16 protein-coding genes are annotated in these 16,060 nt (G+C 47.6%); 3 read left to right on the forward strand and 13 right to left on the reverse strand.

Annotated elements, in window-relative coordinates:
- Positions 1-10: 10 nt before the first annotated feature.
- The 8 genes from rsmH to HI950_RS08010 all read right to left on the reverse strand — a co-directional run bounded on the left by rsmH (position 11) and on the right by HI950_RS08010 (position 7,988).
- Positions 11-961 carry a 16S rRNA (cytosine(1402)-N(4))-methyltransferase RsmH gene (gene rsmH, locus HI950_RS07975; RefSeq protein WP_169083319.1) on the reverse strand — a complete coding sequence of 317 codons (951 nt, stop codon included), beginning with the start codon at positions 959-961 and terminating at the stop codon, positions 11-13.
- A 30-nt stretch (positions 962-991) separates the two neighbouring features.
- Complete coding sequence (gene mraZ, locus HI950_RS07980) at positions 992-1,429, reverse strand: division/cell wall cluster transcriptional repressor MraZ (RefSeq protein ID WP_169083320.1); 438 nt, start codon at positions 1,427-1,429, stop codon at positions 992-994.
- 146 nt (positions 1,430-1,575) lie between these two features.
- Complete coding sequence (locus HI950_RS07985) at positions 1,576-2,583, reverse strand: DUF4349 domain-containing protein (RefSeq protein ID WP_169083321.1); 1,008 nt, start codon at positions 2,581-2,583, stop codon at positions 1,576-1,578.
- A gap of 96 nt (positions 2,584-2,679) precedes the next feature.
- Positions 2,680-3,945, reverse strand: a complete 1,266-nt coding sequence (locus HI950_RS07990) for an adenosylhomocysteinase (RefSeq protein WP_169083322.1) — start codon at positions 3,943-3,945, stop codon at positions 2,680-2,682.
- A gap of 21 nt (positions 3,946-3,966) precedes the next feature.
- On the reverse strand, positions 3,967-5,607 hold the full coding sequence (bshC, locus tag HI950_RS07995) for a bacillithiol biosynthesis cysteine-adding enzyme BshC (RefSeq protein WP_169083323.1): 1,641 nt from the start codon (positions 5,605-5,607) through the stop codon (positions 3,967-3,969).
- A 149-nt stretch (positions 5,608-5,756) separates the two neighbouring features.
- Positions 5,757-6,146 (reverse strand): DUF3397 domain-containing protein, encoded by a 390-nt coding sequence (locus HI950_RS08000; protein WP_223285184.1) that lies wholly within the window; start codon positions 6,144-6,146, stop codon positions 5,757-5,759.
- Positions 6,147-6,168: 22 nt separating this feature from the next.
- Entirely contained in the window at positions 6,169-7,161 is a 993-nt protein-coding gene (locus HI950_RS08005; RefSeq protein ID WP_169083325.1) for a ketopantoate reductase family protein, read from the reverse strand.
- A 176-nt stretch (positions 7,162-7,337) separates the two neighbouring features.
- Positions 7,338-7,988 (reverse strand): RsfA family transcriptional regulator, encoded by a 651-nt coding sequence (locus HI950_RS08010; protein WP_169083326.1) that lies wholly within the window; start codon positions 7,986-7,988, stop codon positions 7,338-7,340.
- A 276-nt stretch (positions 7,989-8,264) separates the two neighbouring features.
- On the opposite strand from HI950_RS08010, the gene HI950_RS08015 reads away from it, so the two are divergent.
- Positions 8,265-8,501, forward strand: coding sequence for a DUF2626 domain-containing protein (locus HI950_RS08015; protein ID WP_053375484.1), 237 nt, complete (start codon positions 8,265-8,267; stop codon positions 8,499-8,501).
- 166 nt (positions 8,502-8,667) lie between these two features.
- Here HI950_RS08015 and HI950_RS08020 read toward each other — a convergent pair whose 3' ends face one another.
- The gene (locus HI950_RS08020; protein WP_169083327.1) at positions 8,668-9,825 is read right to left on the reverse strand and encodes a class I SAM-dependent methyltransferase; all 1,158 of its coding nucleotides are present in this window, start codon (positions 9,823-9,825) and stop codon (positions 8,668-8,670) included.
- Between the two features lie 73 nt (positions 9,826-9,898).
- Between HI950_RS08020 and HI950_RS08025 the strand changes: the two genes are divergently transcribed.
- Positions 9,899-11,005 carry a coiled-coil domain-containing protein gene (locus HI950_RS08025; protein WP_169083328.1) on the forward strand — a complete coding sequence of 369 codons (1,107 nt, stop codon included), beginning with the start codon at positions 9,899-9,901 and terminating at the stop codon, positions 11,003-11,005.
- A gap of 74 nt (positions 11,006-11,079) precedes the next feature.
- On the opposite strand, the gene HI950_RS08030 is transcribed toward HI950_RS08025, so the two are convergent.
- Both HI950_RS08030 and HI950_RS08035 read right to left on the reverse strand, forming a co-directional pair.
- Positions 11,080-12,372 carry an ABC transporter substrate-binding protein gene (locus HI950_RS08030; RefSeq protein WP_169083329.1) on the reverse strand — a complete coding sequence of 431 codons (1,293 nt, stop codon included), beginning with the start codon at positions 12,370-12,372 and terminating at the stop codon, positions 11,080-11,082.
- A 281-nt stretch (positions 12,373-12,653) separates the two neighbouring features.
- The gene (locus HI950_RS08035) at positions 12,654-13,985 is read right to left on the reverse strand and encodes a PhoH family protein (protein WP_169083330.1); all 1,332 of its coding nucleotides are present in this window, start codon (positions 13,983-13,985) and stop codon (positions 12,654-12,656) included.
- Between the two features lie 120 nt (positions 13,986-14,105).
- Here HI950_RS08035 and HI950_RS08040 point away from each other — a divergent pair, with 120 nt between their 5' ends.
- Complete coding sequence (locus HI950_RS08040; protein WP_169083331.1) at positions 14,106-14,645, forward strand: YhcN/YlaJ family sporulation lipoprotein; 540 nt, start codon at positions 14,106-14,108, stop codon at positions 14,643-14,645.
- Between the two features lie 38 nt (positions 14,646-14,683).
- Here HI950_RS08040 and HI950_RS08045 read toward each other — a convergent pair whose 3' ends face one another.
- Both HI950_RS08045 and HI950_RS08050 read right to left on the reverse strand, forming a co-directional pair.
- Positions 14,684-14,926 (reverse strand): hypothetical protein, encoded by a 243-nt coding sequence (locus HI950_RS08045; protein ID WP_169083332.1) that lies wholly within the window; start codon positions 14,924-14,926, stop codon positions 14,684-14,686.
- Positions 14,927-15,007: 81 nt separating this feature from the next.
- Complete coding sequence (locus tag HI950_RS08050) at positions 15,008-16,057, reverse strand: LCP family protein (protein ID WP_169083333.1); 1,050 nt, start codon at positions 16,055-16,057, stop codon at positions 15,008-15,010.
- Between the last annotated feature and the right edge of the window lie 3 nt (positions 16,058-16,060).

The raw sequence follows: 16,060 nt of genomic DNA on the forward strand, positions 1-16,060 counted from the left end.
CAAATCCCCCTTACAATTTTTCTGCGACTCTAAGCTTTGCCGACCTCGCCCGAGGATTAAGCTCCAGCTCTCTCTCGGAAGGTACGATCGGCTTGCGGTTAACTAATTTCACTGTCCCGCTGTTTCCGCATACGCATAACGGAAAATCGGGCGGACAAGTACATTTCTCCACAAACTTCGCAAACATTTGCTTACATATGCGGTCCTCAAGCGAATGAAACGTAATGACAGATGCACGGCCGCCAGGGGCCAAGCAGCGAATCGTCTGCTCCAGCGCCTCTTCCTCTGCGCCAAGCTCGTCGTTTACAGCAATGCGGAGCGCTTGAAAGGAACGCTTGGCAGGATGCCCGCCTGTACGTCTTGTTGCAGCTGGGATCGATATTTTAATCAATTCTGCCAGCTCGCCGGTTTTCTCGATTGGCGCTTTCTCTCGCGCTTTCACGATGTTTCTTGCGATTGAACGGGCGAATTTCTCTTCGCCATAGCGATCAAGTATGCGGGAAATGTCACGTTCATCCCACGTATTGACGATTTCATGCGCTGTAAGGTCACCTTCACGATCCATCCTCATATCTAGCGGAGCATCGTGGTTGTAGCTAAAGCCGCGTTCCGCTTCGTCAAGCTGCGGGCTTGATACGCCTAGATCGAACAAAATGCCATCTACCTGCGGGACGCCATCTTGCATTGGAACGCCGCATCCTCTAAGCTCCTGCTCCAAATCACGGAAATTGCTTCTAACAAGCGTTACTTTATCCAAGTATGGAGCAAGCCTAACGCGAGCATTTTCCAGCGCCCAGTCGTCCTGATCGAATGCGATTAACCGCCCTCCTTCGCCTAATCGGGACGCAATGAGCTCACTATGCCCTGCCCCTCCAAGCGTACAATCGACGTAGATGCCGTCTGGCTTAATCGCTAGACCGTCAACCGCTTCTTCCAAAAGTACTGTAATATGCTGAAACACGCCTCAGCCCTCCCATTCCTGTTGTCCATTCTAGAAGTTGAAATCAAAATCGACGAGCTTCTCAGCGATTTCGTTAAAGGTTTGCTCCGATTGCTCGTAATAGCCGTCCCATGTCTGCTTGCTCCAAATTTCAACGCGACCGGAGACGCCGAGCACCATGCAGTCTTTGTCTAGCTTCGCATATTCGCGAAGATGGCTTGGTATGTTTACCCTTCCCTGTTTATCAAGCTCACATTCGGTCGCACCGGAAAAGAAAAACCGGGTAAAAGCACGCGCATCTGACTTCATTAGCGGAAGTGATTTTAATTTTTGCTCCAAAACGCTCCACTCGCTCATGGGATATACGAATAAGCAATTGTCTAAACCACGGGTAGCGATGAACGAGGCACCAAGTGATTCGCGGAATTTCGAAGGTATGATGATGCGGCCTTTCTCATCGATGCTATGTTGATATTCACCCATAAACATGACTTTGACCCACCCCTTCCCCTATTTCCACCACTTTGCCCCACTTTTCCCCACTAAGATACAATAGTTCGCCACCTAAAATAAAAATCCTGCTCCATGAGCAGGATTTTTCTAAAATATTTCATAGTATTAATGATTATTAATCTTTAAAGGGTAGGCGGCAGCTTTTCCTCATCTGAATCCGTCTTCTCAGCAGTCTTTGTCTCCTTCTTCTTTCTCCGATAAAGCCAAAAGGCAGGTACAGCGATAACCGCTCCAACAGCAGCTACCGGAACTGCTCCCGCTAGCACAACGAGCAAGAAGTTTAGCGCATCCCATACGACCTTTGTGCTTCCTGTTATCGCATCTGACATTCTTCCGCCCAAATTCGGCTTCTTTACGCTTTCATTTTTCAGCGTTTGGTCCGTTTGGTACATGCGCAGCTCTACCGTGGAGAACGATACGTTGTTATCCAAATAACGAATTCGTCCTTTGATGCGCTCTATTTCGAGCTGCACCTCCGAAAGCTGCTGTGAAAATTTCAGTAAATCATCCGCTTTAACGGCCTTATCCATCATTGCGAGCAGCCTGGTTTCGACCAGCTGCCTTGCCTTCAGCCTTGATTCAAGGTCAACATATTCCTCGGATACGTCCTTGCCCCCGATATTTCTCTCGAAGTCATTATGCTTGATAAGCTCGACCCGATCTATGAACGACATAAAGCCGGCAGCCGGAACCTTGATCGTATAGGTTGATCCGATTTCCCCATCATGCCTCGTATCTTGGAATTGTAAAATATAGCCGCCGCTTTGATGAATCGCATTGCGAAGCGATGTCGCGGCTGCTGCCAGCTCATCCACCTGCATGCTTAAATTGGCGGTGTAAATAATTTTTTGATTAAAGCCCTCTGTACCCGCAGCGGTTTCAGAAGCAAAACCTCCGCCTGCTGGCGACTCGCTTTCACCACTGGTAGTTACGGCAGTATCAGCCTCAGCTTGATCAGCACCGGAATTACCATTACTCTCACTGTCCGATTTAGCTTCGTTCATTAGCGCTGACTGTTCAGAAGCTTTATTGCTCGCTGTATCGAAGTTTCCTGAGGAGCATCCTGCCAATAAGCCAATCCATAAAATAACGACTGCCCATGCTGCTAATCCTTTTTTCTGTTTATACAATGCCATTCCCCCTTACTGTATTGCTCTCTAGACGCAGGTTGGGAATAAAAGGTTACAAATAAAAAAGCCGCGATTGCTCGCGGCTTTCCAAGTTATTTATTCAGCTTCTTTCCAGCTGTCCAGATAGGCTGCTTGCTCATCCGTAAGCTTATCAATGCCAAAGCCAAGCGATTGCAGCTTGAGACGAGCTACCTGCTCATCAAGCTCGTAAGGCACGTTAACAACCTTGCTGCCAATCGTTTTGTATTGCTCGTTCACGTATTTTAGCGCAACGGCTTGAAGCGCGAACGTCATATCCATAATTTCGGCTGGATGTCCGTCGCCGGCAGCCAAATTAACAAGGCGCCCTTCAGCCAGCAAGTAAATGCTGCGACCGTCCTGAAGCTTATATTCTTCAATGTTGCGACGAACCGTACGCACGCTTGTCGACAATGCTGCAAGCTCCGGCTTGTTCGCTTCAACGTCAAAATGCCCTGCGTTCGAAATGATCGCGCCGTCCTTCATAACCTCATAGTGCTCGCCGCGGATTACATCACGGTTGCCTGTAACCGTCACGAAAAACTCTCCTACTTTTGCCGCTTCAATCATTGGCATAACGGCAAAGCCATCCATATAAGCCTCAACGGCCTTGATTGCATCGATCTCGGTTACGACGACATTTGCGCCAAGCCCCTTCGCACGCATCGCAACGCCTTTGCCGCACCAGCCATAGCCGACGACAACAACTGTTTTACCAGCTACCATCAGGTTTGTCGTCCGGTTAATGCCATCCCATACCGATTGGCCCGTACCGTATCGGTTATCGAATAAATGCTTGCAATACGCATCGTTTACAGCAACCATCGGGAATTTCAAGGAGCCGTCCTTCTCCATCGCTTTCAGCCTAATAATTCCCGTCGTCGTCTCTTCCGCTCCGCCGCGCAGGTTCTCGCCGAGCTCAGGATGCTCCGAATTCAGAATCGTAGCCAGGTCTCCGCCATCATCGATAATGAGATCCGGCTTCCACTCAAGCGCCTTAATGTTAAGCGCCTTGAACTCTTCTGGGCTAGGATTGTATTTCGCAAACACGGTAATGCCATCCTCCACGAGTGCGGCACATACATCGTCTTGCGTTGACAGCGGATTGCTGCCGGTAATTGTCACCTCAGCGCCGCCCGCTTTGACAACCTTGGCCAGATATGCGGTTTTCGCTTCCAAATGCAGTGCAATTGTAACCTTCAGTCCTTTAAAAGGCTGCTCCTTCTCGAACTGCTCGCGGATCGTATTCAGAACCGGCATATGCGCAGCTACCCAATCAATCTTCAAATGGCCATCTTGTGCCAATGACATATCGGCAACAATGCTTCTCTCAACTGTACTCATCTGTATTTACCTCCTGTTATTTTACAAATAAACGATTTCGTGTCCGCCCTCTCGGTTATACGGCGCTTCAAGAAGCTTATCCAGCCAATTTAAGCTGTAGCGGTTCCAATAGGCTGTCATATTAAGCACACGCTCCTGCGGCTTTCCAAGCGGCTTAATAGAATGATGAATACGGTCAAGCTGCCTGGTGGATGCTTCAAATTGCTTGTTGAAGGCATCTACGGTTTTTGAGCCCATGTAGCTGATCTGCTCGACAATTTTCTGCATATTCGTATCCCCGAGCTTAGCAAGCGAAGGCTGAACGGATGTTGCCAGATCAAGCAGCGGTTTGTAGAGCTGTTCGAATTGCAGCCTCGCATCATCGAATTGCTGTTCGATCGATAATCCGTCTTGATCCTTCAGCCACGTGCTCTTGCGCTCCTCGAAGCGCTCCATGACATCCTCGAAGGAAAGCTCGTATTTGTCCATATGCTTAGCTACGGTTCCTTCTATTAATGTAAAGGACATGCGGGGCACGATGATCGGCATTTCCATGCCAAGCGCGCGGAACGCTTCGCCAGTCAAAGCCCAATAGGCAATTTCCCCGGGACCAAGCACCGTAGCGAGTACCGGAAATAAATAATCCTGCATAAGCGGTCTCGTAAGGACATTATTGCTAAGCTGCTGCGGCTGCTCATCCGCAATGTGCAGCAATTCCTTCTCCGTTATTGACAACTGGCCTTTACGGTCTTGAAAAAGACCATCCTTCTTATGAAGTAGCGTTCTTTCATCGCCATTTGCCGAGTGGAACAGAAATAAGTTGGCGCTGCCGGGCGTTACATCCGCCTGCAAGCTGTATCCAAACTCCTTGACCTTCTCGGCAGCAGACATATACGCTTTCTCCAAGTCGTCATTGCGCTCGATCATCTTTCTAAACATCGGAGCTTCCAAGCGGCGGATAGCCGGATGATCTGCATCAAGCAGCACAAGCCCCTGTTTGCCGAATAAGTGGCTTAAAATCATAGCAAACAAATCCGACAACGATTGCGACTTCTGCGACATCTGGCGCAATTCCTCCAGAAGCAGAGGCTTGAACTCAGAATGCGGCAGCGCTTGCTCCAGCTCTTCCAGCAGCTGTGTCCACATTTCTTCTGAAAGGGACGAGCGGCTCACCGATGTGCGCGCGCCTTCTGGGCGTGCCGCCGATAGCTTGCGCAGCTCCTGCTCGGCAGTTAGTACATAAGCGTGGTTCGCTTCATCCCAATCATGATCCTCGCCCGCAACCCAAAAAACTGGAACGACCGTGCGCCCTAGCTGCTCGCTCGCAGATTTAGCAGCACCAATAATGGATACCGCTTTATGTATAACGAGCAAAGGGCCGGTCCACAATCCGGCTTGCTGGCCTCCAACGACAACCGGTGCACCTTCCGCAATTGCTGAGATGGATGCAAATACTTCAGCGCTTGCGCCTGCCATCTCATTGTAAACTCGCAGCGCACGCGCAACCTCTGCTGCCTCGGCTCTCACATGGCTCGTTTGCTCCAAACGTTTAAACCGTCTATCCCAGTCCTGCTTCGCTCCCGCATGATAGCCGTACAAAGCTTCTATACGGTCATCTGTGCGATTTATATAAGCCTCTGTCAAAGGCTGAGCGCTTGGCAATGAATAATTTTCTGTTCTCATAGCGCAGCCTGTAACCTCCTGCTTGATAGTCGCCAAAGCGACTTAAAATGTATTAAACTGAACATTTTAATTGTACACAAAGGTGAAGCCGTCCGTCAAAGCAAAAACGCCTCTGCTTTTAGGAGGCGTTTGGCGTATGTACTTCTAAATTATGCGGTAAGCACCAATTTGCCGATGACAATGCACATGAATACGACATACAGCACGCTCATTGAAAAAAAGCTTAGCCGCCAAATCGTTCTAAAAATTTTTTTGCCATCGATCGTGCCGCGTTTGCGGAACTGAGCATTGCCAAGCAATCCGCCTCCAAGCAGCATAAATAATAAAATGCCGTAAAGACCGAATTTGGTGCCAGATAAATTATCGAACAGTACGGCTACGCAGCCGATTAATAACGCCGTCGTGACATCCATGGCCAGTCGAAAAGCCTTCTTCCGATCCTGAATATATGCCCCATAACCAAATAAGATGATCGCGAAAGGTATGACTGGAATGACCGCCAAATAAGCGTATGCATGTTTTATGCTATCCAATATCATCTCCAACGTCCTTCAGTCCCTCCTATTCAGCTTTCGGATGCAGCGCTTGCACGAGTTCCGTAATTGCCAGATTTAGCGGTGCCTGTAAGCCATGCTTCGCAGCCAGCCTTGTAACTCCGCCATTAATCGCATCTATTTCTGTTACCCTGCCTGCCCGAATATCGCTTAGCATGGAGGAAATGTTGCGGCTAGTTTGCCTGCAAACATCAATAATGAGCTGCCAGCCATCTTCCGGCATGGCCATGCCCGCTTTCACAAGAACATGCTCGGTTTCCATATATAGCTCACGCATAAGCTTCTCGCGAGCAGGATGAGCTGGGAGCTGTCCGTTTTCCACATCATAAATCGCTGTTAAAGGATTAATTACCGCGTTAATAAGAAGTTTATGGAAAATTCGATTCTCCAAATCATTCGACAGAGAAGAAGCAAATCCTGCCGATTGCAGCATAGAAACCAACATTTTTTGCGAGATAGCGAGAGTTTCATCCCCTTTACGCCCATTCCCTCCCCACTCACCCAGCCAAAGCTGCCCCTTGCCCGTATGCGCTACCGTTCGCGAATCAAGCCGTTTAGCGCCTTCCGTCGTCACAGCGGCATGCAGCGGCAGATTTGGAAGAGCCTCTTGAATACGCTCCAAGTGGCCGACCCCATTTTGCAAGCACATCATTGCAGCAGCCTCATTCTCAGGGCCATTTGTTAGCAGTGCAAGTTTCTTTAACAGATGATCATTCAAATCCGTTTGTTTGACCGTTAGAAGCAGCCAATTATAGCCCGCGCTTTTACTATTTTGGTCTTTATTCCATTCTCGTAAGGAGGCATGCTCCATCCACTCGCTCTTGACACGAATCACCCGCTCGCTTATTCCATCAACCTCAATTAGCCTAATTCCTTGCTCCGCAAGCTGTACCGCCTGCTCCATGCTGCGCGTCCATATAGTGACATCAGCGCCCGCGTCTGCTAGCTTCGCCCCATAGAGCAGCCCAAGCGATCCTCCGCCTACTACATCTATTTGCAATTTCCACGCCTCCTTATACGACAGCTGCTCTTCGCTATATTGCAAACATCGTATCAAATCTGCTGAAAATGATGCAACTGATATGATGCGTCTTGAAGCTTATTATTTTTGTACGACATAAAAAAGAGAGACCAGCCATTGTTAATGGCCAGCCTCTCTCATTTACGGTTTATAACTTATTCAATACGTTCCAAATTGCCGTTTGCATCCATTTTAAATCTAGGCTTCGCCTCGTCATCATTCGTTAATACAGTAAGCCTTCTTGCACGATCCATAATTTGAATGAGCGTCTTGTAATCATCGTTTACTGCGCGGTAATCGGTTTGCACATTGTTGACCTCTTTGGACAATCTCTCATTCTGATCGCGCAAACGATATAGCTCATCCTCTTTGTCTTTCAGTTCCTTCTCAAACCATTTGATTTGACGCGTCAAATCCTGATAAGTCGTCTTCCATCCACGGAGAAAACGAATAACAGCATCAACGGACAAACCTTCCTCGATCGAGCTGCCTTCTTGCTTGAAACTGCGCTCATCCGTTTCAAAAACGGCAATCGATGAAACATGCGGCGTTTGGACAATCGTTTGTTTTTTCAAATAATTTCGTTTCTGGCGCTGCTGCTTTGCAATTTGTATCGCATCCTCATACCTTTTGCGAACGCAGCTATTCCAACGGAAACCGCATGCTGCGGACGTCCGTCCGATTCGTTCGCCTACTTCCTCAAAAGCTGCAAGCTGGGTACTTCCTTCTCGAATATGGCGTAGTGTAACCTCGGCGAGTATAAGATCATCGTCCGGACTCCACGCATCTTGTCTGACTGCTGTCATGCAACAAAAACCTCCTAACGTAAAGGCGCTTACTTTATCTCTATGCCCTTGGTAGAGTTCATAGAATCTATTGGATACTAAATTGTATAACCAAATTTTCAATTGCTCATACATGTTAGCTCTTATTATTGGTCAAACTATATCTAGACTCCTCATGCAGGAATGGCTTTAAACAAAAAGTTTGCGATTTCGTCACCGTTTTTGGTTTACACTTATTTCGCCAAACGTTATAATGATCATTAGAAAATCGGGTCGCAGCGAAAGGGGGATGTCATCATGGCACGCATGTATCGGGTACTTGGATTTTGGACCCTGGTAATCGGACTAATGGCTTTTGCAGGCCATATGACGGAATTTGCGCTTTTATTTTTTGCACAAGCCGTCGCTTTCGTATTTCTAGGCTACTTGAATTTCTCCGAGAGAACTTACATCGTAATGTTCTGGGGATATATGATCATTTCATTCGTGGGTTTCACGTATTGGTCGGTCTTCAAGATGGACTTGCCGTTTTAACAAGGGCGACACAGACTCTCGCCTAGGCAGGTCATATACTTAAGCTAAGCGAAAACGAGCATTGCTGTCCTTGACGGCAATGCTCGTTTCGCGTAGAAATACCCCTGTTTAATGAACAAAAGAACGGTGTCAGCCCCATTGAGCTGTCACCGTTCTTTTATTTTCATTATATTTTGTCCAGTATCATCACTTTAAACGATTCGCTCATCTGATCGCTGAGCAGGAGCTGCCTAATCGCTCTGTTCATTCGGGCCGACTCGCTGAAAGGATCTGCGCCGGTATGGTTTTGAAGCAACTCCAGAACGCCATGATCGATCAAAAATTGCTTTTGAGTCGAATAGCTTGTAACCTGCCAGCCACTTTCCTCCGCTTCGCGTCGTATAAACGTAAATGGGACATGCGAAGTTATATCTTGCTCGCCGATTCGGATATAAGGACTGTCGCTTGCCAGATGACGCCAATAACACATAAGCGTTCCATTCATGCGATGCTCTGCCGTATATTCAGCAGCCTCATGTCCGTAGTCAATAAGCACGAGGCGTCCGGTCGTCATAACACCTCCCAGCCTCTTTAAAAACGCCGCTGCATCCGCATGAACCTCCGTCCGCTGTCCCTCCCTAAGGTGAATGCCGTCGCGCGCAAGCCAGCCGCTTATTCGCGAATCTGTGATCGGCATATAAACCTCGTGAAAGCCATGGACCTCATCTCCTGCAACGCCAAGCTCGTACAGCTCTCCATCAGTACGTTGAATCCTGTGAACGGGAAATGCGTCCAACAGCTCATTGGCGAGCACGAGCGCCGGTTGCTTCAGCCAGCTTGAATGCCACGCATCATCTGACGAGGCAATCAGCGGCTCAGCAACCAATTGACCGCAGTTATCAACAAAAGCCTCTCTTGCCGCTCGGCCGTGCGCTGGATGATCTTCAATGAGTATAGATTGGAATCGTTCCGGCCAATCGCTGCTTCGTTTGCCTCCTGCTGCCGCGATTTGAGCAGAAAGCCTGCCTGTTCCAGCTCCCCATTCGATTAGCTTAAGCGGCTCGCCAATCGCTTCGCCATAAGCTTTTGCGCAGCCAGCAAGAATCTCCGCCAGAACGCGCCCAATTCCCGAGCTTGTATAAAAGTCGCCTTCCTTACCCACACGAACTGGCCCCGAGCGATAATAACCATACGTCCTATCATAAAGGCAAGCGTTCATATAGTCATAAAAGGAAATACATCTTGCTTCATGCCTTCTCCCCTCATTATCGATATGCCAGCCTGAGTATCGTGATTCAGCAATAGCCTCCGCAATAGAGACAGCAAGCGGGTTTTCCTTCATCATAAGGTTCATCCTTTTCCAAATGTAAGATATAATAGAATGGATTGCCGCATAAAATGAATGCTGAGGAGGGACGATGCCGTTGACATTGACAGCCAAGCGTAATCGTATTTCCATAGCAGCCACGGCGATGCTCCTAATTGCATGGCTCTTTATTCAGCTTCCCGTCTGGGCAGAGCCGCTGCCAACAGATGAAGAGGAAATGCATTCGCTGCTTGAAAAAAGTTTATCCGTCGCAGAAATTGATAAAGAAATCATCCGTATCCAAGAGCAGAAAGAGCAGCTTACACTGACGATGACGGACACGGAGAAGCAGCTGCACGTGCAGGAGCAGCAAATATCGGACAAGCAAGACGAGGCTGGAAGCGTTTTGCGCGCTTATTATATGGGAGAACGGGATTTCTTGTTGAGCGCACTATTATCTTTCGATTCGTTATCGGAGCTGTTTCAAATGCTGGATTACGCAGAAATCATTTTAACCCATGACAAGCATACCTTGAATACATATGTGGAGCAATATCAGAAAGTGAAGGAAGGCTATAAGCAGCTTGAGACGAGACAAGACGAGCTGACCATCATGGAAGAACAGCTTCGAACGCAAAGAGAACGCGTATTGGCGCTAGAGAAGCAGCTTGACGAGCAGCTATCCGGCCGGTCGGATGCCGATCGCATTCGAATATTAATGAAGGAGCTTACCTCATACTGGGATACGGCGGGAATTGACGTAGTCAAGCAATATTTCCGCGCGCTTTCGAAGGCGATGAAGAAGCTTCCTAGCTGGATACAGGATAACAAACAGCTGCTTGAAATCAAAGGCTTTCAATATACGATCCGAGTGCCTGAGGATGATTTGAACCAATTTTTGCGGGAGCAAAATGACATTTTCAACAATTTCTCCTTCGAATTCGTTGACGGAAAAGTCATTGCCCAAGGCAAACAAGGCAACATGGAAATTAAAATTGCCGGCTATTACACGGTAGAAAACGATCCAAAAAACGCTATTCTGTTTCATGTAGATGAGCTTTTGTTTAATGGCTTTGCGTTGCCCGATACAACTAGGCGAGCTTTGGAGAAGGAATTTGACCTTGGCTTTTATCCCGATCTTATCGTATCCTTCCTGAAAGCAGACTCCGTAGATATGTCAGATGGCGAGCTCACAATAAAGCTGAATCTTAAGCTTTAAGCCAAAACTTGATGAGCCCTTACAATAGCCAAAAAAGCCCGTCCCCACTTGCTGGGGGCTGGCTTTTTTTCGGATCATTCGCTTCGTGCGGCGAGCGAATCGATGTACGGCTTGATTTGGAACGTTCCTTCGGAAAATATTTCCCACATTCGCTCCCGATACTGCCATTTCTCTGGCCACATCGGATCAGGCTGCGGCAATTCATTCTCCTCCCGCTTAACGATCAACACCTTTTTCCACCAAGCAGGCGGTATTTGGATTTGATCCTTCTGCAGTGAGCTGTTAAACGAATATAAAGAAGCTCTTGCCGGCAGCTGCCCCGACCGGTCGTAAGTCATCTGCTGGTTGTTTACATCCGTTATTTCCCTGATCCACAGCATCGCTTCCTCCTCCGCATCGCTGCTTGAGGAGATGGCATAGCTATGTCCATTTAACCACGGAGAATAAATATGATCCCGATCGACGATCAGCTCATTTCGCAATTGTTCATTTAAGCTCTCATAGTCATTCCAAGGAATAATGGCAGCGAGCAGGTTATCGGTTTGAAATGAAGCATTCAATTGATCAATCGCATGACTGTCGATCCGGCTTATATGCTGCTCCATTTTTTGAAACCACTCAAGCTGTGCTGTTTGCTTCTCGTTTAAGGGCTGCATATTCAACAAGTTAGACTGGCCCGCGTCGAAGGCAGCCATCCAAACCAGCTGCTGCTGCAAATCGCCTGCGCTCCAATTCACAATGCTTGCCTGTGGATGAAGCTCGATAATCTTAGCTGCGGCAGCTTGGTATGATGCCCAGTCGGTTGGCAGTCCCTTCAAGCCTGCCTCTGCAAGCAATGTGCCGCTCCATACGACAACATACGGATTGACATCACGCGGGACTCCCCATAAATAACCGTTCCATTTGAGCGGGTCTAGAAGCCCTGTCATCTGATCTGAGAGCGTATCCCCTGTCATCACGCTGTCAGCAGGCTTCAGAAAACCGCGAACGGCGAATGGTCTGACCCACCCATTGTCGAGAAGCAAGATGTCTGCAGACTCCCCCTGTTGACTTTGAAGCACCCACAGGCCGTAAGCCTTATCTTTGGATGGTTCATTAGTTAGCTTTACTTGTATATGAGGATATTTCATCATAAAATTCCGATTTAGGTCCTGCAGCTGAAGAAACTGCGAATTCGGCAAGGAAACGTTTACAAAGATGTCGGTAAGCTGATCGACGATAAACTCTCCCGGTGCTGGCTGTTCATTCGATTTCTTGTCCGGTTTTCCAACGCTAGCTTGATCTGTATTGCGCGAGTAAGGGATAAGCAATAGTGCTGCTAACAGTAACGTACCGATAAGAAACGGCACATATTTTCTGGGAGTCACAGCGTTCTTCCTTTCATCCTTGAATCTACTAAAAATAGGATAACAATAATTCGTTAGTTTGTCCAAATGAACCTGTAAAACTTGATGGCTATTTGCGGAAAAAGTAAATAAGCCTATAGTTTCCTTTTAAGCTTCATTTGCATATCGGGAGTCCTATGAACGGAAATAATGCCAGAAAAAGAAAAACGAGCCTTAGAATTGCTTCTAAGGCTCGTTTGCGTATGGTTTTAATTCCTTTACGTTCTCTAATATCAGCGCCTAACCAGTTTGGGGCCATTCTTTTAAAGTAAATCAGCGGCAAGCTGCGCAAGCTTAGAGCGTTCGCCTTTCTCCAGCGTCATGTGTCCGCTTATTCCTTCGTTTTTGAAGCGTTCCACGATATGCGTCAATCCGTTGCTGATCGAATCAAGGTACGGATGATCAATCTGCTCCGGATCGCCCATAAGAACAATTTTGCTGCCTTCGCCGACCCGCGATACGATCGTTTTCACTTCATGCTTCGTTAAGTTTTGCGCTTCGTCGATAATAATAAATTGACCTGGGATGGACCGGCCACGAATGTAGGTTAGCGCCTCGACTTGAATGCTGCCCATACCCATCAATATTTTATCGATGTCGCCTGCCTTCTTCGTATCGAACAAATACTCCAAATTATCATAAATCGGCTGCATCCATGGACGCAGCTTCTCTTCCTTCTCTCCCGGCAAATACCCGATATCCTTCCCCATTGGAACGACAGGCCTCGCAATAAGCAGCTTCTTGTACTTATGCTCATCCTCCGTCTTCAGAAGGCCTGCTGAAAGCGCTAGAAGCGTCTTCCCCGTCCCTGCCTTGCCTGTAAGCGTTACGAGCGGGATATCGTCATTGAGGAGCAGCTCAAGCGCCATGCGCTGCTGTGCATTACGGGCCGTGATGCCCCAAATCGGATCATTGCTAAGATATAGCGGCTCAAGCCTCGCTCCATCTTGGCTAACCTTTAACAGCGCAGACTTTGAGGTTCCCATTTCATCGCGCAAAATAACAAACTCATTCGGATTTAATCGAATGTTCAAGTGCATGTTGTTCACGGTAAGAAAGCGGTACGTGTAAAACTCGTCGATAACTGCCGGATGCACATAAAGCGTCATATAGCCTGCATAGAAGTCTGAAGATACAACGACCCGGTCCGATAAATAATCCTGTGCCTGCAAACCAAGCACATCAGCTTTAATGCGTACAAGCACATCCTTGCTTACCAATACAATGCTTTGCTTCTCAGGCTCATTCTCTTGCTCTATGTGGTAATTCAGCGCAACCGCCAAAATCCGATTATCATTTGACATTTCTCCAAACATTTCCTGCACGCGCATAAAGCTGCGGTGATTTAATTCCACCTTGAGGACACCGCCGCTCGGAAGCTCAATCCCCTCGTGCAAATGACCCTTTTCTCGCATTTTATCAAGAAGACGTGAGATGGAACGGGCATTTCGACCTAATTCATCAGCCAACCTCTTCTTGGAATCGATTTCCTCCAACACGACCGCGGGAATTATGACTTCATTATCATCGAAAGCAAAAATCGCTTGCGGATCATGAAGCAGCACATTTGTATCGAGCACGAATATTTTTTTCATGAGAACCCTCCCGGCGTTGGATATTCATTAGAGGCCATACATAGCAAGTCGCTGCTGCGGGTAAACTATGATTCACTGGTGACTTTTAGATATTTCAACGAGAAAAAAGAGGTGGCAAACATGTTCAAATGGCTAACTTCAGCGATCATTGTTGCGATTGTAGCGACAGGCTGCAGCACCGTCGCACGTAATGAGACATCACCCTCTCCACAAAATAATGGCCAAGTTAAAGCTCAGCAATCTGAACCGCGAAAAAAGGAAATTAAAGATTCAAAAAAGGTTGCGGCACATCTGGAGCAGTTGGCCAAAGGAATTGACGGCGTAACGAACGCGCACTGTGTCGTGTTCGGAAATACAGCTATCGTTGGAATTGATGTAGATGCAAATCTCGATCGCTCAAGAGTCGGTACGATAAAATACTCCGTCGCCGAAGCGTTTCACAAGGATCCATATGGCGTAGACGCACTCGTTACTGCGGATATGGACCTCTCCCAACGAATTAATGAAATAGGCGCTGACATCAAGCGCGGCAGACCGATCGCCGGCTTCGCAGAAGAAATGGCCGATATCATAGGAAGACTCATTCCGCAGATACCGCGTGACGTGACGTCGATTGAGCCTGAGAAATCGCAAGCTCCTAAGATGAATAAGAAATTGTAAAGGCCTCCTGAAGACACAAAAAGCCTAGTGAGCTATCACTAGGCTTTCTTCATGGCCACGGAAACTTGTACAGCTAAAGTATCCGCAACAAAGTTCTTATTCGATTTGTCGCACGCAATGGTAGTGGACAAGCACGCGGCATTATTCATCGCGTCCCTGTATTCCATAATGCTCGAGGTCAAACTGTCAGATACCGCATGTAGCTCGTGCAGTAGAACGATAGGCTGCTTTTGCAATTTTTCGATCGGTTGCTCGGATCTTGCGGATTCGGCGTTGGTCATTCGCATGACCTCCTTCTGAACAGATTTCAATAATGGCCTCTGTAGCATTATTATATCCATAATATTAGTTGCAGTCTACGGTTATTCAGCCATTTTTGCCTGCAAGGCAGCCCGAGCTTCATCAAGCTTTGCATCATCTAGATAAACATAAGGACTTTTCCATTTTCCTTCAAGCGGAATGAACGTAATATCATTGCGGCCCATGCTCATATATTCTGCAATCATGTTCTTGATTTCTTTGGAAGGCATATCCATCGTCAGGTTTTTGCCGACGGCCTCCATAACCGAACCAATCTTCGTTACACCGTCCAAAGATTTCATCTTATCCGTTAGAGCGCCGATAACTTGGCTTTGCCTTGCATTGCGCTCGAAATCGCTAGACATATTTTTGCCGTTGTTCGATTTGCGATAGCGAACGAAATCAAGCGCCTTCTCGCCGCTCAGCACTTGAACGCCTGGCATCAAATCAATGTTAGTGCCATCAGCAGTATCCCTGTATTTCATACGCATGTCAACATCGACTTCCACGCCGCCAAGCGCGTCTACAACATCCGCAAAGCCCTGAAAATTAATTACCGCGGAATATTTAATGTCAATATTGAAAAGCCTGCTCATGACATTGCGGACCTCTTGCTTGGCATCTGCATAAGCCGCTTCTTTATCCAGATCTTTCTTATTAAGCGCGTTCATATAAAAATCAGCATAGAAGCTATTCGCTTTGCGTGCTCGATAACCGTCAACATCGATGTTCGAATCACGCGGAATCGTAACGATCGTTGCCGATTTGGAATTCGGGTTAAATACGGCTACCATCATGACATCCGTGTTCAAGCCGCCTCCATGGGAGCGCGAGTCAATACCCATCAACAGCAGAGCGACTGCTTTTTCCTTAACCGACTCTCCTGCAGGAATTACAACCTCATTATCGCTTGGTGCCGCGATTTGGTCCACAGCCTCATCCGCCTTGAAAACCAAATAAGCTAAAGCCAAAGCAACGAGGATAAGAACCGCAAACAGCAATACAAAGATCGTTTTCCAAACCGAGCGCTTTTTGCGCGGTTTTTGTTTTTTTGCTTTTGCCGGTTGACGCGCTCCCGCCCTTGGAGGTAATTCCGTTGAACCCTTGCTCATATG

The sequence above is a fragment of the Paenibacillus sp. PL91 genome (genome assembly GCF_012935325.2).
Classification (GTDB): Bacteria; Bacillota; Bacilli; order Paenibacillales; family Paenibacillaceae; genus Pristimantibacillus.